Raw genomic sequence first — 19,346 nt, 5'->3', positions numbered from 1 at the left:
GAGCGACGGGAGACACGGCAGCACCGCCCGCCCACCTCCCCCGACGCTAGAGCCCACCCCCCCCCCGCGCCCGCCCCCCGCCCCCGCGTGTACCCCCCCCCCCCGCGGGGCCTTCGGCGTACCGCGCGTCAGGCCCCGCGGATCTGACTGGTGATCGTCGGATCCGTGAGGGCGGTGTCGTCCGCGAGCAGCATCGCCTTGCTGAGGATCACGGCCAGGGTCCGGTCCCCCTCGTAGGGCAGGTAGCCCGCGTCCGGGGCCGCCCCGGCCTTCGGCACGATGCACAGGTACTGGTCGTTCGGCTCCATCAGGATGTTCCCGGAGCCCAGGTGGATCTTGTACGTCCGCAGCTCGCCCCTGACGTGCAGGAACCGGCCCTCGATCGTGCAGCGGCCGGCGATCGCCAGCCGCGGCACCAACCGCTCCAGCAGCGTCCGCCGCGTCTGGGCGCTCTGGCCGAGCTCGCCGAAACCGTACGAGGTCCAGTACGCGCGGAACCGGCCCTGGGGGCCGCCGTCGGACCAGGTGGGGTCGTTGCCCACGCTGGTGACGCCGACGAAGAGGTCGACGTCGCGCAGGACTTCGCTGAGCACCAGCTCGGGTATCGCGGTGAGCGGGAGCGGGGCCACGGGGGGCTGGCCGCCGTGCCGGTCCATGGTGTATCCGCCGCCGTAGGTGCCGGCCCAGTTCTGCGGGGCGTCGATGGGGTAGAAGCGCACCTGGTCGGTGCGCAGCCGCAGGTAGCTGCCGGAGTCGGTGGTGTCGGCGTCGTAGTCCCCGCTCTCCTCCCCCTCGATCCAGTACTCGGCCCGCAGCCCCCACTGCGGGAGCTCGCGCACGGCGGGCGGCAGGCTGTCGTCGACGCAGAGCCTGAGCTTGTTGCGCCAGCCGCGTACGGCGGCCAGGGCGTGGAACTGGTGCTGGCGCAGGACGTGGCCGGCGAAGCGGTTGGAGTACGTGCCGGTGGTCCGCTCGGCTTCGGTCAGCGGGTACACCTCGCGGTGGGCCTGCTTGAACGGCTGGGTGATGCCGAGCTCTTCGAGGCGCTCGCGGGCGGCGGCCACCTCGGCGGGCTCGCGGCCGACGGGGTGCCAGAGCAGGACCTCGGCGTCGGCCGTGACGCACAGCGGGTCGCCCCCGATGCCGCGGATGTCCGTGCCGTCGTACACGGCCGGGACTCCGGCGACCGTCCAGATCAGCCGGCGGGCCAGGGTGGCGACCAGCGGGTGGTCGAGGTACCGCTCGCGCCAGGCCCCGTAGGTCCAGGTGCGGCGGGCGAGGAACTGCCGGTCGAGGCGCTCCGCCTGGGCGGTGAGCATCTTGTCGAGGTCCTTGACGGCGGCCTTGAGCTCCTTGAGCTCCTCGGCGTGTTCCTGGCGGACGGCGGCGGGCACGCTCTTGACGGCCTTGCCGGCGGCGTTGCGCCAGGAGAGCACGGCCTTGGTGCCGCGCACCTCGAGCAGGGCGAGGGCTTCCCCGAAGGGGAGGGCGGCGCGCCCGGGCTCCGTCAGGCCGTACGCGGGCACGGCGAGCTCCTCGATCTCCTCCCGGCTCAGCCCGAGCGCCTCGGCGCGGGCCTCCAGGGCCGCGTCGATGACCTTGAGGGTTCCCTTGAAGGTCACCCGGCTCGCCAGCCGCGCCAGCTCGGCGAGGGCCGCCTCTCCCCCGGTCCGGGACAGGGCGACCACTCCGGCGTTGGCCACCTTGGGATTGCACGGGCCGTGCCCCGGGACCTTGCGCAGGCAGGTTTCCACGAGCCGGCCGAGGGCGCGCGGTATCCCGGGGTGCGCGGGCAGCAGGGGCAGCAGCCAGGCCAGTCCGCGCAGGGCGTTGGCGTTGTAGGGGTCGAGCTGCTTCTCGTACCAGGTCTCCGTCAGGGGGAGGGTGCGCGGCCGGTCCACGAGCGCGAGCCAGCCGGTGACGGCCTCGCGCAGGGCCTCGGGGCCGGCCTCGTTGGCCGCGACGAGCGCGCGGGCGGTCTCCTCCCACGCGGCGGTGGGCCGGGCGGCCGTGGCCGTGGCGGCGTGCGCGAGCAGCGCGTCCCAGCGACCGTCGGCCATGGCCTCGTCGGCCCACTGCTCGCCGACGTTGAGGGCGGGTCCGTTCAACTGCCCGGCGACGGCGCGCAGGCCGGGGACGGGGCAGGAGGTCAGCGCGCTGCGCCGCAGGGTGGCCACGGCGGCGGCCGGGACGGTGCGGCCGGCGGCCTGCCACCCGTGCACGCGGGCCGACCAGTCGCCGCTGTAGGTGTGGTACTTCTGCCCCAGCTGCTCGAAGGCCTGCCGGGTCGCCTCGTCGAGGTCGACGGCCCTCAGGGCCGCCTTCCCGGTCGCCTTGCCGTTCACCGTGCCGGTCGCCGTTCCCGTCGCCGTGTCCGTCGCCGTGCCGGTCGCCGTGCCCGCTGCCCGCTCCGTGACCTCGTCCCTCGCCATGTCAGCCACCCACCAGCGCGACGAGTTTGAGGAAGGTGACCTCCGTGCCGAGCGGGAGGTCCACCTGCTCGTCGAGCTCGGTGATCTGCCGGTCGCCGACCAGGACGAGGAATCCGTTGCGCTCGAAGGCGGCGAGAGCGGCCCGCGTCTGCGCCTGCGGATCGACCCGGCCGCCCTCCTGGGCCGGACGCACCAGGCGGCTGCCGGCCGCCTCGGACTCGGCCACTTCCTGGAAGATCCGCCGCCGGATCAACTCGCGCAGCGCGAGCCGCTCTTCGGCGATCTCCATTCCCCAGCCGTCACTGCGGCCCCCGGCAGTCGTCTCGTCGACGAACATCACGCTTCCCATGCCCGGAGATTAGGGTCGGCCACTGACATTCGGCTTATAGGTGGTTTCAAAAAGGGGTCACGTGGGGCACGGCGGCGGATCAGATCCAGTGGTAATTGCTGTCGTCCATGGTCGGTAGCAGTGCCCGGGCAGCATCGAGCGGCGCCGTGGGAGTAACGAGTGCGGCGAGTGGGACCGGTGGGAACAGCGCCTTGTCGGCCGTGTCCTTGTAGTGGCGCCAGGTGAGGTGGCCGGCGCCAGCAGTGTCATCGTGCTCAATGGTGCGCAGACGAGCGCGGGTGGTGTTGTCGATGTGGACGCGGAAGACGAGGTGGAGTTTCCGGGGTGGGGCGCTGCCGGGGCGGGTGACCATGGCGTCCTGGATCCAGGTCAACTGTGGAACGCTGCTCGCCTCTGCGAGGTCCAGGCCCAGTTCTTCGTCGAGTTCACGTGCGAGGGCTTGAGGGATGGGTTCGCCAGGTTCGACGTTGCCACCTGGCAGGGTGTACTGGTCCTGGCCGTTCTTCGTGCGGCGGATGAGGGCGATCTCGTCGCCGTTGAACAGGGCTGCGGCTACGCGAATCTTGATACGGGTGAACGGCTCGGCGGAGGTCACTGACTGGTTTCTCCTTCGATGGGCGAGGTGCGGTGGCGCCCCTTGGAGAGGCGGCGCAGGCAGATGATGCAGCACGCGAGTTGCACAAGCCCCTGATGCAGGTCAGCGCGGTGTTCGTAGCGGATCCGCAGGCGCTTGAACTGGTGCAGCCAGGCGAACGAACGCTCGACCACCCAGCGCACCCTGCCGAGACCAGACCCGTGAGCGACACCCCGGCGGGCGATCATCGGCTTGATGCCGCGCTTCCACAGCAGACGGCGGTACTTGTCGAAGTCATAGCCCCGGTCGGCGTACAGGCGCCGCGGTTTGGTGCGAGGACGTCCCCGGCGCCCTCGAACCGGTGGGACCGCATCCAGCAGCGGCACGAGCTGGGTGACGTCGTGTCGGTTTCCGCCGGTGAGCGTGACCGCGAGCGGGGTTCTGGGCGGGCGTTACCCCTGGTGTTCCGACGGCCTGATCGTTCGGGACGCCGACATCGGCAACATGACTCAAGTGCTCGTCGGCCTGCTCGACTCCGGTGCCCTCACGCAGGTCCTCCAGCGACTCGACGAAGAATGACCGCCCCGACCCCATTCTGAAACGATCAGTCACTGGGCCGTGCGCGCCTGTGGAATTATCGGCCGCATGAGCGAGCAGCAGCCGAACCCCTACGCGAACGACCCGAGCCGAGGCGGGGCCAACGAGGAATACAAGTGGGGCCCGGGCACCCCGAGTTACGGATACCCGGCGCAGCCCGGCTACGGCTACCCGCCCCCGGGCCCCGACCAGGCGGGCTACGGCTACCCGCAGCCCCCCGCCTACCAGCCGACCATCGCCGGCGCGGGCATTCCCGCGCCGATGCACGCCCCCGCCCCCATGGGGGCCCCGGGCGCCGCCGGGCTGTCCCTCGGCGACATCACCATCGCCGGGGACCAGATCATCACCCCGTCGGGCAACATGCCGCTGCGGGGGGCGATCTGGAACGCCACGGACCTCTCCCGGACGGAGGAGAAGATCCCGGCGCACGCGATCGTGCTGGCGATCATCTTCTTCCTCTTCTGCCTGCTCGGCCTGTTCTTCCTCCTGATGAAGGAGCGTCGCACGACGGGCTACATCCAGATCACCGTCCACAGCGGCGGCCGCCACCACTCCACGATGATCCCGGCCGTGGACCCGGGCACGTACATGTGGGTGATGAGCCAGCTCAACCAGGCCCGCGCGCTGAGCATGTGACGCCGCCCCGGGGCGAGCCGTCCGGCCGGCCGCCCCGCGCCACCGTCCGGGGGCGGCCCGCGGGTCGTCCACGGCCCGGCCGGCCCGGGCCCCGGGGAAACCCGGTGGTTCGCGCGCCGGTGACTCAGGCAGGATCTCCGGATGATCCTTTCTCATGATGTGGACGGGCCCGCGGGCGCGCCGGCCGTCGTCCTGCTGCACTCCTCCGTGTGCGACCGGCGGATGTGGGAGCCGCAGTGGCGGCCGCTGCTCGACGCCGGGTTCCGGGTGGTCCGGCCGGACTTCCGGACCTGCGGGGACTCCCCCGCCGCCGAGGCCCCGTACAGCGACGAGGGTGACGTACGGACGCTGCTGGACCACCTCGGCATCCGGCGGGCCGCGTTCGTCGGATCCTCGTACGGCGGCCGGGTCGCGCTGACGCTGGCCGCGCTGCACCCGGACCGGGTGAGCGCGCTGGCGCTGCTGTGCCCCGTGCGGCCCGGGCACAAGCCGGGCCCGGAGCAGAGGGCGTTCGGGGCGGCCGAGGACGCGCTCCTCGACGCCGGGGACCTGAGGGGCGCGGCCGAGCTCAACGCCCGCCAGTGGCTCGGGCCGGACGCCTCCGCCGAGGCCCGCGACCTCGTCACGGACATGCAGCTGGGGAACCTCCGGTCCGCACCGTCCGCGACCGGGGACCACGAGCTCCCCGAGCCCGCGGTCGACCTGTCCGTCATCGTCGCCCCCGTCCTCGCCGTCGGCGGCGCCCACGACATCTCCGACTTCCGCCGCATCCCGGCCGAGCTCCCCTCCCTCGTCCCCGGCGCGCTCCACGTGGAACTGCCCTGGGCCGGCCACCTGCCCTCCCTGGAACGACCGGCGGAGACCACCCGGTTGCTCCTGGACTTCCTGCCCCGCCCCTGACCCGGATCGCCGCCATCGGCGAGCGCCCCCTTGTCCGGAAGCCCTGAGAAGCGGCCGCCCCGGCTCGCTTGAACCTGTTCAAAAAGAGGTCTACAGTCAGTGCTGTCAGCAGTTGAACACGTTCAAGGGGGCTGAGGGCAATGGACCTCACCGTGGTCGCGTACGTCATCTACCTGATCATCAGCATCGGACTCACCATCTGGGTGGCCCGCACGCTCAGCCGCAACGGCCGCATCTTCATCGCCGACGTCCTGCAGGGGAACGAGAAGCTCGCGGACGCCGTGAACCACCTCCTGGTGGTCGGCTTCTACCTCGTCAACATCGGCTTCGTCACCCTGTACCTGCGGGCCAGCGAGACCGTCAACGAGGCCCGCGGGCTCTTCGAGGCGCTCTCGGTCAAGATCGGCGTCGTGCTCCTGGTCCTCGGCGTCATGCACCTGGGCAACGTCTGGGTGCTCAACAAGATGCGCCGCCGCGGCATCATGGAGCGCCAGCAGACCCCGCCGGTCGCCCCCCAGGGGTGGACCGCGCCCGCCGGGGCCTGAGCACGATGGCCACCACGGCGATCCGGCACCTGACGGTGCTCTACGACGCGAACTGCCCGCTCTGCGTCCACATCCGGCACTGGCTGCTCGCCCAGCGCTGGCTGGTGCCGCTCCGGCTCCTGCCCGCGGCCTCGTTCGAGGCGCAGCGCCGCTACCCGCAGCTCGATCACGCTTCGACCCTGCGGGAGATCACGGTCATCGGGGACCGGGGCCAGGTGTGGACCGGAACCGACGCCTTCATCGTCTGCCTGTGGGCCCTGGCCGAACACCGGCCGAAGGCGAACTGGCTGGCCACCGCGGCCGGCCGGCCCTTCGCCAAGGCCGCCATGTACACCGCCTCGGCGTGGCGGGCGGCGGTACGGGACGACTCGCGCGACGGGGCGGCCGGACCCGCGGGCGGCGGTCCGGCCGACGCGGAGGAACCGGCCTGTGGCGACCACTGCTCCGCACCCCGATAGGGTCATACACCGTGACTGATCAGAAGGCGCCCAAGAGCGAGCAGACCCGCACCCTCATCCTCGAAACCGCGCTGCGCCTCTTCCAGGAGCGCGGTTTCGACAAGACGACGATGCGCGGTATCGCCAAGGAAGCCGGAGTATCGGTCGGCAACGCGTACTACTACTTCGAGTCGAAGGAACACCTGGTCCAGGGGTTCTACGACCGGATCGGCGCCGCGCACCTGGCGGCGGTCCGGCCGATCCTGGACAGCGAGAGCGACCTGCAGAAGCGGCTCGCGGGCGTGCTGACCAGCTGGCTGGACATCGCGGCGCCGTACCACGAGTTCGCCTCGCAGTTCTTCAAGAACGCCGCCGACCCGGAGAGCCCCCTCAGCCCCTTCTCCCCCGAGTCGGAGCCCGCGCGCAAGCAGGCGATCGACATGCACCGCGAGGTGCTGGCCGGGGCGAAGACCAAGGTCCCGGACGAACTGGCCGACGTACTGCCGGAGCTGATGTGGCTCTCGCAGATGGGCCTGGTCCTCTACTGGGTCTTCGACCGGTCCCCGAACAGCGAGAAGACCCGGCGGCTCGCCGAGCGCGGCGCGCAGCTCACGACGCGGGGCATCATCCTGGCCCGGTTCCGCGTGCTGCGACCGCTGGTGCGGGAGGTGCACGAACTGTTCGCGGACTTCCTTCCGGGCATGGCCCAGACCGCCGCGGCCACCAAGGGCCGCTTCCGCAAGCGGGCCTCGGACCCGGACGCCGGTCCGGACCCGGACCCGGGCACGAGCCCGGATCCGGACGCGTCCCGTTCCTAGGCCGGGCTCAGGCGGACCTCCGGGGCCTGCTGGCGGGGGGCGTCTGCAGGCTCACCCCGACGGAGCACGGAATCGCCGACGCGGGCCGGGGCACGAGGGACAGCAGCGTCTCGCCCAGCGCCTTCGTGTGCTCCCGCTCCAGGACCACCTCGAACTGGCCGCAGTCCTCGGCCGTCGCCCCCTGGATCTTGATCCGGATCTGCAGGGAGGTTCCGCCGTCCGGGTCGGTGAGTGTCGTGATGAAGCGGTCCACGACGCCGGAAACGGCGCCGGCTACCTCAACTCCGACCCGGTCCACCAGGAACGGTTCGTGACCACTGAGCGGGACGGCGCCCCGCACCGCTTCTACCGCACCGGCGACCAGGGCTACGCCGCTCCCTCGGGCGAGCTGGTCGTCGTCGGCCGGATCGACCACCAGGTCAAGATCCGCGGGATGCGGATCGACCTCGGCGACGTCGAGCACGCCGTACGCCGCCACCCGGACGTCCGCGACGTCGTGGTCGTCCCCGTGCCGTCGGCCGAGGGCGACGCGCAGCTGATCGCCCTGGTGATCCCCGCCGGAGAACACATCGTGGAGCGCGCCCTGCGACGCGACCTGCTCGCGGAACTGCCGCGCAACATGGTGCCGCAGGAGTTCGCCGAGGTGGCGGCCTTCCCGCTGAATCCGAACGGCAAGATCGACCGCAAGGCGCTGGCCGCGGATCTCGCGGCCGGTTCCGCGGATCCCGCGTCCGGCTCCGCCGGTGCGGCCGGACCTGGAGCGGCCTGAACGATGCCCCTCCCGTCGATATCCCTACCGGCGCACGTCCTCGCCGCCGGATCCGCGTCCTCCGTGACCGGGAGCATCCTCGGCGCGCTCGCGCTGATCGTCGCCGCCGGTTACCTCTTCGCCCGGCTGGCCCAACGCGTACGGCAGCCCGTGGTCGTCGGCGAGATCGTCGCCGGGATCGCCCTGGGACCCAGCGTGCTGGGGCTGTTCCCGGGCGACCTGGTCGGCCTGTTCTTCCCCCCCGGCGGTGAAACCGTACCTCCAGGTCCTGGCCCAACTCGGCCTGGTGCTGTTCATGTTCGGCGTGGGCTACCAGTTCGACGGATCCCATCTGCGCGGCCACGGCCGGCAGGTGACGACCGTCTCCCTGAGCTCGGTCGCCCTCCCCTTCGCCCTGGGGGCGGGCCTGGCCTGGGCCTGTCAGCCCTGGTTCCTCCGGTCGCAGATGAAGACGGACGGGCTGCTGGTGCCCGCCCTCTTCCTGGGGGCGGCGATGTCCATCACCGCCTTCCCCGTCCTCGCCCGGATCATCAGCGAGCGCGGTCTGCAGAGGGACCGGCTCGGCGCCATGGCCATCGCCTGCGCGGCGATCCAGGACTTCCTCGCGTGGACCGTGCTCGCGGTGGTGGTCGCCCTGGCGACGGCCACCGGGCCCTGGCCGCTCGCGCGGATGGCCCTCTGGTCCGTGGCCTTCGTCCTGGGCCTGATGCTGATCGTGCGCCCCGGCCTGGTCCGGCTGCTCTCGCCGCAACGGCGTTGGGCCGGCAGCCCGGCCGTGCACGCCGTACTGGTCGTGGGTCTGCTGCTGTGCGCATGGGCCACCGAGGCGATCGGCCTGCACTCCGTCTTCGGGGCGTTCGCCTTCGGTGCGATCGTGCCGCGACGGCAGATCGACGAGACGGCGCCCGAGGTGCCGGAGCGGATCGAGCAGACCAGCCTGTTCCTGCTGCCGGTCTTCTTCATCGTCACCGGACTGTCCGTGGACCTCGCCGGTCTCGGCTGGCAGGGCCTGGTGATCCTCGCGGCCGTGGTCGCGGTGGCCTGCGCGGGCAAGTTCGCGGGCGCCGCCGGAGCGGCCCGGCTGACCGGGGCGACGGCACGGGAGTCGATGACCCTCGGCGTACTGCTCAACGCCCGCGGGCTCACCGAACTCGTCATCCTCAACGTGGGACTGGCGCTCGGGGTCCTGGACAGCAGGATGTTCACGGCGATGGTGGTCATGGCCGTGGTGACCACCATCATGACCGGCCCGCTGCTCGAACGGTTCCACCCGAGGTCCGGACGTACGGTGGCGCCGCCGCTCCCGGCACCGCGTACGGACCGGAGTACGGAACCGAGCGGCCGGGACCTGGTCAGCCAGGAGGAGGCCTCCTGACCGGAGGCGGTCCGGACGGAGAGATGAAAGAGGAAAGAGGAACGGTGCGCCTTGTGACGGGGGAAGTACACAAGGCGCACCGCGTCTGGTGCGGGTGACGGCGCCTACCGGCGCGTCACCCCGTCATGGCGTGATCGCTTCACCGGTTCACCGGTTCACCGGTTCACCGCGTCGCCCGCCCCCAGCGCGCCCTCGGGCTCCGGCGCGGGTACGAGGGCCTCGGACGCGGGCGGTTGCGAGGCGGCGGTCCGGACGCGAGAGGGCCGGTCCCCGCGTCGGCGGAGGGTTCCGGGGCGGCGGAGGGTTCCGGGGCGGCCGCCCGCTGTCCGCTGATGACGGCGAGGAAGGCGCCGCCCAGCATGATCACCGGCCGCGGCGGGATGGGCCCGAAGTCCTACCGCCGCGACGTGGCGATGTTCAACTCGGCCACGGCGACCGGGGAGGCGCTGTGGCCGGAGCGCAACGGCGTGTACGTCAATCCGGCGGACGCGGACCGGCTGGGGGTGGCCGCGGGTGCGCAGGTACGGCTGACCAACGACATCGGTTCCCTGCTGTGCCCCGCGGAACTCAGCGAGGACGTCCCCGCGGGCCACGCTTACGGGGAACGCATCGTCGCCTTCCTTCGTTCGGCCTTCCCGGAAGCCGAACCGTCTGAGAGCCGCACCACGACCTCGCAGGAGCCGTCATGCCAGCAGCCTCCCAGCCCTCCGGAAACGTGACCGGAACGGACCCGGTCGCCGCCGAGCCGGGCGAATCGGTCGCCACCGAGAGCCGGATCCCGCTCGAAGTGCCCGACCTCGACGCCGGGCTCAGGATCAAGGTCCGTTCCCTGATCGGCTGGTTCGCGCCCCTGATGTACGAAGGGATCAGCCGGTCGGTCGACGTGGGCGCGATGCGGGGCCGCGGGGTGGCCTCCGTGGTCAGCTACCTCGACTTCCGGCGCGGCGAGGACCCGGCGGCCGTGGCCGCGCCGCTGCACACGGCGGTCGAGACGCGGCACAGCGAGCTCTCCGGCGAGGGCCTCGGACATCCGACCAGCAGGCTGGGCTTCGACATCCGCTACGCCTTCTCCACCCCGCTGGGGGCGGGCGACCCGCGCCGCTACCGCGAGCAGCTCTCCGAGGAGCCCCGCCCGTGCGGGGAGGGCCGGGTGGTCCTCACGCTGGTCCGCCCCTTCGGGCCGGCCGCCGACCGCCTCGTACGGGAGCCCCAGCCGGAGCTCGGACACCTGCGGCTGCACGTGTTCAAGGAGCCGCACCCCACGGTCGAGTCGCTGAGCGAGACGGGGCCCGGATGCGTCGAGGCGGTGGCCGAACCGGTCGAGGTGCGGGGCACGTACGGGCTGCACCACACGGACGTGAACCAGTACGTCTTCACCGGCGAGTACACGGCGGCCATGGAGGACATGGCGACGCGGCTGATGGCCGAGGCGGGCCTGTCCGCGGCCGGGCACCACGTGGACCGGATCGCGGCGGTGTTCAAGGCCCCCTTCGCCGCGGGCGACGCCTACGCGGTACGCGGGCGGCTGCTGCGCGACGGGGACCGCACGGTGGCGCTGGTGGGCATCCACTCGATCGGCCCGAACGGGCCGCGGCTGCGCCCGGCCGTCTTCGGCCGGGTGGAAGGGACCTGCTGAGCCGGCCCGGCCCGGCGCGTTCCGCACCCCAGGCCCGGCGGGCAGACCCCGCACGGCAGACCCCACACGGCAGACCCCGTACGGCACGTCCCGCACGGTGGACCCGTACGACCCGAGCACACCGCACAGGAGGATCCATGGCAAGGCCCGACACGACGGTCAACATCGACGAGAAGCTCTCGAAGATCACCGCGCACTGGGAGCCGAAGACGGTCCTCGAGGCGAACGGCCTCGAGCTGAAGGCCGTGAAGGTCAAGGGCGAGTTCGTGTGGCACAACCACCCCGAGGGCGACGAGCTGTTCATCGTCATCGGCGGAGACCTCGTCATCGAGCTCAGGGACCGCGACAGCGTCCGGCTCGGACCGGGCGACATGTTCGTCGTCCCGCGCGGCCTGGACCACCGGCCGGTCGCCGAGGAGGAGTGCCGGATCCTGATCATGGACGCGGCCGGGGTGGTCAACACCGGGACCGCGGAGGGCGCCGCCCAGACCGCTCGGGAGGAGTGGATCTGACGGACGGCGCCGTACGGCCGCGACGGCCGGGTGGACCGGGTGGGCCCGGGGCCCGCCCGGTCAGATCCGGTTCAGCTCCCACAGGCGCCACACGCCCGTGCCGTCCGAGAGGTACTGCGCGCCGGTGACGGCCTCGCGGTACATCACGTAGTCCTTCTTCTGCCAGATCGGCAGCATCGGGACCTGCTGGGCGACCAGCTTCTGGAGGTCGTGGAAGTCGTTGGCGGCGGCGCCCCGGTCCGAGTAGGACTGGGTACGGGTGATCAGCTCGTCGACGGCCTTGTCGGAGTAGCCGTTGTTCATCGAGGAGTCGGCGCCGACGAGCGGGGCGAGGAAGTTGTCCGCGTCCGGGAAGTCGGCGATCCAGCCGATGGTGTAGGCGTCGTACTCGCCGGCCGCGTAGCCCTTCTGGAAGTCGGCCCACTTCTCGACCGGCTTGATGGTCACGTGGAACAGCCCGGTGGACTCCAGCTGCTTCTTGATCTCCTCGGCCTCGGCCACGTTCGAGCCGCGGACGTTGACGCCGAGGGTGATCGCGACGGAATTGGTGATCCCGGCGTCCTTGAAGAGCTTCTTCGCGGCGGCTCCGTTCGGCGACGGCCACGCGTCGAAGAACGGCGTGTTGTGCGCGGCGATGCCCGCCGGGACGAGCGAGTAGAGCGGCGTGACCGTGCCCTTGTAGACCTCGCTGGCCAGCTTGGAGCGGTCCAGGACGGCGGCGACGGCCTGGCGGACGGCGGGCTGCGCCACCGGGGAGCCGGCGCGGACGTTGAAGACCATGCTGCGGGTCTCCGTACCGCCCGAGGCCTGGTAGCGGGTGTCCTCCAGGCCCGGGTTGAGGGCGGCGAGGACGGCCGGGGGCATGTCGCGGTGGGCGACCTCGATCCCGTGGTCCTTCCAGGCCTGCTCCAGCTCCGCGGAGTCCTTGAAGTACCTGACGGTGACCGGGGACTTGGAGATCTTGCCCTGGCCCCTGTACCCCGCGTTCGGCTTGAGCTCGGCGCTGGTGCCCGAGGTGTAGCCGTCGAGGGTGAAGGGGCCGGAGCCGTCGACCTTCTCGTCCTCGCGCAGGGCCTTGGCCGGGTACTTGTCCTTGTCCACGATCGAGGCGGCGCCCGTCGCGATCTTGAACGGGAAGGTGGCGTCCCCGGCGGAGAGGTTGAAGGTGATGGTGTTGCCCTCGGCCTTGACCGAGGCCAGGGTGTTGAACAGCGGCGCCGGCCCCTGGTCGGAGTTGATCGCCTTGATCCGGTCGAAGGAGAACTTCACGTCCTCGCCGGTGACGGCGCGGCCCGAGGAGAACTTCACGTCGGGGCGCAGCTCGCACTGGTAGGTGGTGAGCTTGTCCCCGATGAACTTGCAGGAGGAGGCCGCGTCGGGCACCGGGACGTCCGACCCGGTCCGCATGGTCAGCAGCGACTGGTAGACGTTGCTGAACAGCGCCCAGGAACCCGCGTCGTACGCCCCCGCGGGGTCGAGCGAGGAGACCACGTCGCTGGTGCCGACGCGGATCACCTCACCGCCGCCGACATCGGACGGCAGCAACTGCCAGGTGGCCACGCCGGCCACGCCGAGGACCAGCCCGGCCGCGATGACTTTCGAGCGGACAGACCGCAACATCGTTGACTCCACCCCCACGTGCCGCGCACCCACGCCCCGCTGTGCACGACCAGTTATCCGATTATCGGTCAAGCCAATCATGGAATTTCGGCCTCGGGAAGGCCGATTCCCGGCGGGTCCTTACCGTTTAATGGAGTTCACGCATGATATGAGGCGAGTTCGACGACTGTGATGTCGGACGGCGCACCGACCCGGACGGGCGGCCCCCAGGCGCCGGCGCCCCGCGATACGTACAGCTGGGTGTCGCCGTAGCGCTCCAGACCGGCGACCGTGGGATTGGCGAGCTCGGCCACGTAGTTGCCGGGCCAGAGCTGGCCGCCGTGGGTGTGGCCGGACAGCTGGAGGTCGACCCCGTGCCGGACGGCGTCGTCGATGACCACCGGCTGGTGGGCGAGGAGCACGGCGGTACGGCTGCGGTCGCGGTCGCCGAGGGCCGCCCGGAAGTCGGGACCGTGCCCCTCGCTCTCGCCCGCGACGTCGTTGACCCCGGCCAGGTCGAAGTACGGGAGCGCGCGCCGGGCGTTCTCCAGCGGCGTGAGGCCGAGCTCGCGGACGTGGTCGACCCACTGCGCGGCGCCGGAGAAGTACTCGTGGTTGCCGGTGACGAAGTACGCGCCGTGCCGCGCGCGCAGTCCGCGCAGCGGCTCGGCGGCGGGCCCGAGGTCGTGGACGCTGCCGTCGACGAGGTCGCCGACGACGGCGATCAGGTCGGGCTGCGTGCGGTTGACGGTCTCGACGATGCGGGCGGTGTGGGCCCGGCCGAGGATCGGGCCGAGGTGGACGTCGCTGACGACGGCGATGCGGAAGCCGTGCGCCGCGCGCGGCAGCTTCGCCAGGGGCACCTGGACCCGCTTGACGCGGGGGCCGCGCAGGACCCCGTAGGTGCCGTAGCCGACGGTTCCGACCGCGACGGCGCCGGCGGCTCCGGCCACGGTCCGCGCGAAGCGGCGGCGGCTGACCCCGTCCGGGGCGGTCCCCGCGGGCCCGGACGGGACCGTGAGGGTGAGCTGCGAGGCCGTGCCCGCCGACGGCGCGGCTCCGGCATCGGCATCGGCACCGGCAGCGGAAGAAGCGCCGGCATCGGCAGCGGCCCCGGCACCGGCTCGCTCGGAGCTCGCCTCCCGGGCGGTCTCGGCCGCCGGGACCGCCGGGGCCGCCGGGGCCTCCTGGACCCGCCCCTTCGACCGGCGCAGCCACACCGCGCGGACGGGCTCGGCCACGAGCATCGCCAGGCTCAGGTACAGCAGGACGGCCAGCCAGAGGAAGCCCGGCCAGGCGACCACGCGCTCCAGCCAGAAGGGGGCCCCGGCCCGGCCCGCGACCAGCGCGGCCACGGCGAGCAGCGGGAGGGCGAAGGCCAGTGCCGTGCCCGCGCGGCGGGCCCGGCCTCCCGGGGCGGTGGTGTCGCGGACCAGGCGGATCCACAGCCAGCGGTGCACCAGGACCAGGAGGGCCAGTACGGCCAGGGCCACGACGACGAACAGAGCGATCGTCACGCACCCGGCTCCCCACGTGATTCACGCCGCAGAGCGCGCACCCCGCGCAACCCGATCACTCCTACGGCCGTCCCCAGGAGAAAGGACGCCACAGCCAGGAGAAGGTGGACCCAGAAGTATCCGGTCGGGTCCCCCGCGTCGTCGAAGGCCAGACCGCTGCCGTCCTTCCACAGGTTCCGGACGAAAGACACCCAGATGAACCAGCTCCACACCCCGAAGGCGAGCAGGAACCAGGAAACGGTGCGGCTGAGTCTCATGAGCTCAGTATCCGTTTCGTCCCCAGGACGGACGCGCCGGGGTGGGCTGTCCCGGCAGTGGTTGCGGCGGGTTGGCCGGTCCGCGCCGGCGGTCGGAGCATCGGGATGTACTTTCACCTGCGTGTATGCCAAGAAGACCGCGCTGACGGTCCTTTCCGCCGTGCTTCCCGTGCTGCTGGTCCCGACCCTGTTCGCGTCGCCCGCGCACGCGGATCCGGCGCCCACGCCGCCGGCCGACGGGAAGGGGCAGCCGCCGAAGGCGCCCGCGCCGCCCGCCGCGATGTCCTCGGTGGGCGGCGCGTCGCTCGGTCAGCCCGGTACGCAGGTCAACCTGCTGCCCGGGGCTCCCGCCCTGCCGGCGAACCTGACGGGCCGTTCGTGGATCGTGGCCGACGCCGAGACCGGCGCGGTCCTGGCGGCGCACAACGCGCACTGGCGGCTCCCCCCGGCCTCGACGATGAAGATGCTCTTCGCCGACACCGTGCTCCCGGGGCTGCCGAAGGACCAGGTCCACAAGGTCAGCGAGCAGGAGCTGTCGGGGGTCGGCGCCGGATCGAGCCTGGTGGGGATCAAGGAGGACACCGAGTACACCGTCCACGACCTGTGGCTCGGCGTGTTCCTGCGCTCCGGCAACGACGCCGTGCACGTGCTCTCGGCCATGAACGGCGGCGTCGAGAAGACCGTCAAGGACATGCAGGCGCACGCCGAGGAGCTCCAGGCCCTGGACACGCACGTGGTGTCCCCTGACGGCTACGACGCTCCGGGTCAGGTCTCCAGCGCCTACGACCTCACCCTCATCGCCCGCTCCGGCCTGCAGAAGGGGGACTTCCGGGAGTACTGCGGCACGGCCAGCGCGAAGTTCCCCGGCCGGCAGGAGCCCGGGAAGCCGCGCGAGACCTTCGAGATCCAGAACACCAACCGGCTGATGACCGGGGCGGGCGGCCTCTCCCCCTACAAGGGCATCGCCGGAGTGAAGAACGGCAATACGACGATGGCCGGCTCCACCTTCACCGGCGCCGCCCAGCAGGGCGACAAGAAGCTGCTGGTGACGGTGATGAACCCGGGTACCGGTGGCGCGAACTCCGTCTACGAGGAGACCGCCGACCTCCTGGACTGGGGGTTCGCGGCGGCCGGGAAGGTCAAGCCGGTGGGCGAGCTGGTGCCGCCGAAGAGCGCGGACACCTCCTCGCACGGCTCCCCGGCCCAGTCGCACGAGAACAACCCGTCGGCGGCCGGCGGCTCGGGCGGGGGCGTGGGCACGGCCCTCGGCGTCACGGGCGGGGTCCTCGCCGTCGTGGCCGGCGGGGCGTACGTGATCAACCGGCGGCTGCCGCGGCGCGGCCGCCGCGCTCGCGGCCGGGCGTAGCGGAGGGCGTAGCGGGCGCGGAGGGCGCCGGAGCCGTGGCGGGCGCCGCGGACCCGGCCGGCTCGGAACCCGGCTCCGGCCGGGGCTCCGGGTCCGGCGCCCCGTCCCCGTCCCCGTCCGTGTCGCCGTCCCCGTCCGTGTCGGTGTCCGCGTCCGCGTCGTCGCGGCTCGCGGTCCACGCCGCGCAGAACAGCAGCAGCTTCGCCGTGAAGTTGATCCAGATGAGCAGCGCGATCGGCACGCCGAAGGCCCCGTACATGCTCTTCGTGGCCACTCCCCGCATGTAGCCGCTGAGGAGCAGTTTCAGCAGCTCGAAGCCCGCCGCGCCGAGGAGGGCCGCCTCGATCAGGCGGCGGCGCGGGGGTTCGACGCCGGGGAGCAGGGTCAGCAGGTAGAGCAGCAGCAGGAACGCGGCCACGACGCCGACGAGGAAGGCCCCGCCCCGCAGCAGGCCGCCGCCCGCGCCGTCGCGGGGCACGCCGAGCCAGTCGCCTGCCTTGCCGACCGCGCTGGAACCGAAGATCGAGGCGGCGGCCGAGCACAGGCCGACGCCGCCGAGGCCCAGGAGGACGAGAGCGTCCTTGCCCCTGCGGAGGACGGGGTTGCCCTGGTCCTCCTCGTCCTTGTCCCACACGGCGCGCAGGCAGTCGCGCATCGAGCCGACCCAGCCGATGCCGGTGAGGAGGAGGAGGCCGCCGGCGACCAGCCCGACCGTGCCCGCGTTCGCGACGAGGGCGTTGATGTCGAGCTGGTCGGAGATGCCGGGGACCTGTTCGGCGAGGTTCCTCTGGAGCCGGTCGAGCTGCTCCTGGCTGAGCAGGGTCGCGCCGATCGCGGCGGCCACGGTGATCAGCGGGAAGAGGGCGAGGAAGCTGATGAAGGTGATCGCGGCGGCCAGCCGGGTCCAGTGGACGCGGTCGAGCCGCTGGTACGAACGCCACAGGTGGGTCCGCATGAGCGCGGACACCACGGACCCGATCAGCGGGAGCTTCGTCAGCCAGTCCATACGGTCACCGTAAATGAGCTGCCGGAAATAGCCAGGATTGCCGCTCATGGAGACTACGGTCGTCGATTGTGACTTTTCGCCCGACGGCTCGGCCGTTCCACGCCCTGGTCCTGCGAAGGATCAGCTTCCGGTTCCGGTTCCTGCGTCAGGAACGGCGTACGGTCTTCTCGCCCGCGGCGGTCGCCGCATGGTCGGCCGACGAGCCCGGCTGCGTGGGGACGCCGGGCGCGCCGTTGCCGAAGGGGTATTCCCGCAGCTTGCGCCAGACCCCGTCCGAGCCCTGCTCGTAGAGGGCGAAGCCCTCACAGACCCAGTCCGCGGCGTAGTCCGCGAGGGTGCTGAACGCGAGGTCCATCGCCTCCTCGGAGATCCCGTGGGCGACGGTGACGTGCGGGTGGTACGGGAACGCCAGCTCCCGGTTGAGCGGGCCCTGCGGGTCGCGGACCCGGCCCTGGAGCCGGGTGCAGCCCGGGCCGCCCTCGGCGATCTGGACGAAGACGACCGGTGAGAGGGGCCGGAAGGTTCCCGTGCCGGCCAGCCGCATCACGAAGGGACGGCTCCCGGCCGCGACCGCGGCCAGGTGCGCGCGGATCTCCGGAAGCCGGTCCGCGGCCACCTCCGTCGGCGGCACGAGGGTGACGTGCGTGGGAATCCCGTGCGCGGCGGCGTCCCCGAAGCCGGCGCGCAGCTGCTGGAGGCTGCTGCCGTACGGCTCCGGGACCGCGATCGAAACGCCGAGCGTTACGGTCCCCACGTATCTCTCCTCCGCCTTGGTCCTGTGCGTCGTCCGTGCGCGGCTCGTGTGCCGAACAGGTGCTGCCGACCCAGTGTGGCGGCAGCACCCCCCGATTCGCCAGGGCCCTCTTCCTCTTCGGTCCCCGTCAGTGCTTCGCGGGCAGGAAACCGAGGCGGTCGTACGCCTGTGCCAGGGTCTCCGCGGCCACCGCCCGGGCCTTCTCCGCGCCCTTGGCCAGCAGGGAATCCAGGGTTTCGGGGTCGTCCAGGTACTCCTGGGTGCGCTGCTTGAAGGGTGTGACGAAATCGACCATCACGCCGGCCAGATCGGTCTTGAGCGCGCCGTAGCCCTTGCCCTCGTACGCGGCCTCGAGCGCGGCCACCGACTCGCCCGTGAGGGTGGAGTAGATCGTGAGCAGATTGCTGACGCCGGGCTTGTTCACGGCGTCGAAACGGATCACGGCCTCGGTGTCCGTGACGGCGCTCTTGATCTTCTTCTCGGTGGCCTTGGGCTCGTCGAGGAGGTTGATCAGGCCCTTGGGGGAGGACGCCGACTTCGACATCTTGATCGCCGGGTCCTGGAGGTCGTAGATCTTCGCGACCTCCTTGACGATGTGCGCCGCCGGGAGGGTGAACGTCTTGCCGAAGCGCTGGTTGAAGCGCTCGGCGAGGTCGCGGGTCAGCTCGATGTGCTGGCGCTGGTCCTCGCCGACCGGGACGGCGTCGGCCTGGTAGAGCAGGATGTCGGCGACCTGGAGGATCGGGTACGTGAACAGGCCGACGGTGGCGTTTCCGGCGCCCTGCTTGGCGGACTTGTCCTTGAACTGGGTCATCCGGCTGGCCTCGCCGAAGCCGGTGATGCAGTTCATGACCCAGCCGAGCTGCGCGTGCTCGGGCACGTGGCTCTGGATGAAGAGCGTGCAGCGCTCGGGGTCCAGGCCGGCGGCGAGCAGCTGCGCGGCGGAGAGCCGGGTGTTCGCCCGGAGTTCCTTCGGATCCTGCGGCATGGTGATCGCGTGCAGGTCGACGACCATGTAGAAGGCGTCGTGCGTCTCCTGCAGGGCGACGTACTGACGGATGGCTCCGAGGTAGTTCCCGAGGTGGAACGAACCGGAGGTGGGCTGAATGCCGGAGAGCGCGCGAGGACGATCAGAAGCCATGGGTTCATTCTCTCAGGTGGACCGGCCGGGTCCGGCCCGGCGCTGGCCGGAACCGGGCGGGTCGTCGGGACCCGGAGCCCCGGGGCACGGGCGATCACTGTGCGTACTCGCCCGTAACCGGTCGGC

General features: G+C 71.8%; 22 protein-coding genes and 1 pseudogene. 12 read left to right on the top strand and 11 right to left on the bottom strand.

The window, feature by feature from the left end; all coding sequences use genetic code 11:
- Positions 1 to 128: 128 nt before the first annotated feature.
- From ACWF9Z_RS13260 to ACWF9Z_RS13245, 4 genes and pseudogenes are all read right to left on the bottom strand, one after another.
- Positions 129 to 2,432: a DUF4132 domain-containing protein gene (locus ACWF9Z_RS13260; protein ID WP_453601230.1), complete on the bottom strand. Its 2,304-nt coding sequence runs from the start codon at positions 2,430 to 2,432 to the stop codon at positions 129 to 131.
- 1 nt (position 2,433) lies between these two features.
- Positions 2,434 to 2,781, bottom strand: a complete 348-nt coding sequence (locus tag ACWF9Z_RS13255) for a hypothetical protein (RefSeq protein ID WP_453601227.1) — start codon at positions 2,779 to 2,781, stop codon at positions 2,434 to 2,436.
- Positions 2,782 to 2,860: 79 nt separating this feature from the next.
- Positions 2,861 to 3,376, bottom strand: coding sequence for an NUDIX hydrolase (locus tag ACWF9Z_RS13250; protein WP_453601225.1), 516 nt, complete (start codon positions 3,374 to 3,376; stop codon positions 2,861 to 2,863).
- Positions 3,373 to 3,795: pseudogene (locus ACWF9Z_RS13245) on the bottom strand (IS5 family transposase); the annotation flags it as partial. The pseudogene ACWF9Z_RS13245 and the gene ACWF9Z_RS13250, both read right to left, overlap by 4 nt.
- Here ACWF9Z_RS13245 and ACWF9Z_RS13240 point away from each other — a divergent pair.
- The 6 genes from ACWF9Z_RS13240 (at position 3,773) to ACWF9Z_RS13215 (ending at position 7,288) form a co-directional block, all read left to right on the top strand.
- Entirely contained in the window at positions 3,773 to 3,934 is a 162-nt protein-coding gene (locus ACWF9Z_RS13240) for a hypothetical protein (protein WP_453601444.1), read from the top strand. The pseudogene ACWF9Z_RS13245 and the gene ACWF9Z_RS13240 sit on opposite strands and share 23 nt — an antisense overlap.
- Positions 3,935 to 4,000: 66 nt before the next feature.
- Positions 4,001 to 4,588: a hypothetical protein gene (locus ACWF9Z_RS13235; RefSeq protein WP_453601222.1), complete on the top strand. Its 588-nt coding sequence runs from the start codon at positions 4,001 to 4,003 to the stop codon at positions 4,586 to 4,588.
- 141 nt (positions 4,589 to 4,729) lie between these two features.
- Positions 4,730 to 5,488, top strand: a complete 759-nt coding sequence (locus ACWF9Z_RS13230) for an alpha/beta fold hydrolase (protein WP_453601219.1) — start codon at positions 4,730 to 4,732, stop codon at positions 5,486 to 5,488.
- 140 nt (positions 5,489 to 5,628) lie between these two features.
- Entirely contained in the window at positions 5,629 to 6,033 is a 405-nt protein-coding gene (locus ACWF9Z_RS13225) for a hypothetical protein (RefSeq protein WP_453601216.1), read from the top strand.
- 5 nt (positions 6,034 to 6,038) lie between these two features.
- Positions 6,039 to 6,491: a thiol-disulfide oxidoreductase DCC family protein gene (locus ACWF9Z_RS13220; protein WP_453601214.1), complete on the top strand. Its 453-nt coding sequence runs from the start codon at positions 6,039 to 6,041 to the stop codon at positions 6,489 to 6,491.
- Positions 6,492 to 6,502: 11 nt separating this feature from the next.
- A complete protein-coding gene (locus ACWF9Z_RS13215; protein WP_453601211.1) occupies positions 6,503 to 7,288 on the top strand; it encodes a TetR family transcriptional regulator in 786 nt (261 codons plus the stop codon).
- 7 nt (positions 7,289 to 7,295) lie between these two features.
- On the opposite strand, the gene ACWF9Z_RS13210 is transcribed toward ACWF9Z_RS13215, so the two are convergent.
- The gene (locus tag ACWF9Z_RS13210; RefSeq protein WP_453601210.1) at positions 7,296 to 7,541 is read right to left on the bottom strand and encodes a hypothetical protein; all 246 of its coding nucleotides are present in this window, start codon (positions 7,539 to 7,541) and stop codon (positions 7,296 to 7,298) included.
- A gap of 57 nt (positions 7,542 to 7,598) precedes the next feature.
- On the opposite strand from ACWF9Z_RS13210, the gene ACWF9Z_RS13205 reads away from it, so the two are divergent.
- The 5 genes from ACWF9Z_RS13205 (at position 7,599) to ACWF9Z_RS13185 (ending at position 11,580) form a co-directional block, all read left to right on the top strand.
- Positions 7,599 to 8,057, top strand: coding sequence for an AMP-binding enzyme (locus ACWF9Z_RS13205; RefSeq protein WP_453601207.1), 459 nt, complete (start codon positions 7,599 to 7,601; stop codon positions 8,055 to 8,057).
- A gap of 247 nt (positions 8,058 to 8,304) precedes the next feature.
- The gene (locus ACWF9Z_RS13200) at positions 8,305 to 9,432 is read left to right on the top strand and encodes a cation:proton antiporter (protein ID WP_453601204.1); all 1,128 of its coding nucleotides are present in this window, start codon (positions 8,305 to 8,307) and stop codon (positions 9,430 to 9,432) included.
- 359 nt (positions 9,433 to 9,791) lie between these two features.
- Positions 9,792 to 10,151: a molybdopterin dinucleotide binding domain-containing protein gene (locus tag ACWF9Z_RS13195; RefSeq protein WP_453601201.1), complete on the top strand. Its 360-nt coding sequence runs from the start codon at positions 9,792 to 9,794 to the stop codon at positions 10,149 to 10,151.
- Positions 10,118 to 11,068, top strand: coding sequence for a hypothetical protein (locus ACWF9Z_RS13190; protein ID WP_453601199.1), 951 nt, complete (start codon positions 10,118 to 10,120; stop codon positions 11,066 to 11,068). Before ACWF9Z_RS13195 ends, ACWF9Z_RS13190 begins: the two co-directional genes overlap by 34 nt.
- A 137-nt stretch (positions 11,069 to 11,205) precedes the next feature.
- On the top strand, positions 11,206 to 11,580 hold the full coding sequence (locus tag ACWF9Z_RS13185; RefSeq protein ID WP_453601196.1) for a cupin domain-containing protein: 375 nt from the start codon (positions 11,206 to 11,208) through the stop codon (positions 11,578 to 11,580).
- 60 nt (positions 11,581 to 11,640) lie between these two features.
- Here the strand turns inward: ACWF9Z_RS13185 and ACWF9Z_RS13180 are convergent, their stop codons facing one another.
- From ACWF9Z_RS13180 to ACWF9Z_RS13170, 3 genes are all read right to left on the bottom strand, one after another.
- Complete coding sequence (locus ACWF9Z_RS13180) at positions 11,641 to 13,200, bottom strand: ABC transporter substrate-binding protein (RefSeq protein WP_453601195.1); 1,560 nt, start codon at positions 13,198 to 13,200, stop codon at positions 11,641 to 11,643.
- Between the two features lie 137 nt (positions 13,201 to 13,337).
- Positions 13,338 to 14,696, bottom strand: coding sequence for a metallophosphoesterase (locus tag ACWF9Z_RS13175; RefSeq protein ID WP_453601192.1), 1,359 nt, complete (start codon positions 14,694 to 14,696; stop codon positions 13,338 to 13,340).
- Positions 14,693 to 14,953: an SCO4848 family membrane protein gene (locus tag ACWF9Z_RS13170; RefSeq protein WP_453601189.1), complete on the bottom strand. Its 261-nt coding sequence runs from the start codon at positions 14,951 to 14,953 to the stop codon at positions 14,693 to 14,695. The genes ACWF9Z_RS13175 and ACWF9Z_RS13170 overlap by 4 nt, the downstream gene beginning before the upstream one ends.
- On the opposite strand from ACWF9Z_RS13170, the gene ACWF9Z_RS13165 reads away from it, so the two are divergent.
- The gene (locus ACWF9Z_RS13165; RefSeq protein ID WP_453601186.1) at positions 14,892 to 16,319 is read left to right on the top strand and encodes a D-alanyl-D-alanine carboxypeptidase family protein; all 1,428 of its coding nucleotides are present in this window, start codon (positions 14,892 to 14,894) and stop codon (positions 16,317 to 16,319) included. The genes ACWF9Z_RS13170 and ACWF9Z_RS13165 overlap by 62 nt on opposite strands.
- Here ACWF9Z_RS13165 and ACWF9Z_RS13160 read toward each other — a convergent pair.
- The 3 genes from ACWF9Z_RS13160 to trpS all read right to left on the bottom strand — a co-directional run bounded on the left by ACWF9Z_RS13160 (position 16,270) and on the right by trpS (position 19,220).
- Positions 16,270 to 17,325: a YihY/virulence factor BrkB family protein gene (locus ACWF9Z_RS13160; protein ID WP_453601184.1), complete on the bottom strand. Its 1,056-nt coding sequence runs from the start codon at positions 17,323 to 17,325 to the stop codon at positions 16,270 to 16,272. The genes ACWF9Z_RS13165 and ACWF9Z_RS13160 overlap by 50 nt on opposite strands.
- A 145-nt stretch (positions 17,326 to 17,470) precedes the next feature.
- Entirely contained in the window at positions 17,471 to 18,079 is a 609-nt protein-coding gene (locus ACWF9Z_RS13155; RefSeq protein ID WP_453601182.1) for a 2'-5' RNA ligase family protein, read from the bottom strand.
- Positions 18,080 to 18,206: 127 nt separating this feature from the next.
- A complete protein-coding gene (gene trpS, locus ACWF9Z_RS13150; RefSeq protein WP_453601179.1) occupies positions 18,207 to 19,220 on the bottom strand; it encodes a tryptophan--tRNA ligase in 1,014 nt (337 codons plus the stop codon).
- Positions 19,221 to 19,346: the final 126 nt, after the last annotated feature.

It is taken from the genome of Streptomyces sp. NPDC054961, assembly GCF_053609145.1.
The sequence above is the reverse complement of the archived record's forward strand: the minus strand, read 5'-3'. Positions and strand labels throughout refer to the sequence as shown.